We start from the raw sequence: 567 nt of genomic DNA, 5'->3' as shown, positions 1-567 counted from the left end.
AGTTTGCTGAAACCCTTGGTGCCCACTGATCATACTTAGATAATTTTCAGCCTGACTTGGCTGGTAATATAGCGCTAAACAAAGGCTAGTATCCGGGTCAGGAATCACCCTAGCGCCGACCAGCTCCCGCCCATCACTAGCTGCATCTTGCTTGAATTTCCCTCGACGCTTAAACATCAGTGAATTTAGCTTTTGCGTCAGCGCATTTTTCAGAACAAAGGACTTCACCCTCTCTATCTGAGCTTCTGCCTGCTCTTTTAGCAAACCCTTATGCTCGGCAGATCTAAGATCAAGGCCCTCTGAATAAATTTTAAGCATGAATTCCGATAAGGGATAAGCAGAAAGCACTCGCTTTTCGAACATATCTTTCCCTTCCCCCCTCACTAGAGTATCAGGGTCCTCACCTTCCGGTAATAGCAAAAAATCCAGCTGCATCCCATCTTCAAATATAGGCAAGGCGTTTTCCATTGCCTTTCTTGCAGCCTGTAATCCGGCTCGATCGCCATCAAAACAGAAAATAATGTGCTTACACCGTCGTAAGAGGTGAGAGAGGTTTTCGCTATTTGT

Annotated in this window: 1 protein-coding gene; it reads right to left on the bottom strand. The window is 45.7% G+C overall.

All coding sequences use genetic code 11. The annotated features are described in order from the left end of the window. On the bottom strand, positions 1–567 hold a 567-nt coding region (locus A3729_RS05235; protein ID WP_197475585.1), incomplete at both ends, for a toprim domain-containing protein.

The organism is Oleiphilus sp. HI0043 (genome assembly GCF_001634935.1).
The sequence above is the reverse complement of the archived record's forward strand: the minus strand, read 5'-3'. Positions and strand labels throughout refer to the sequence as shown.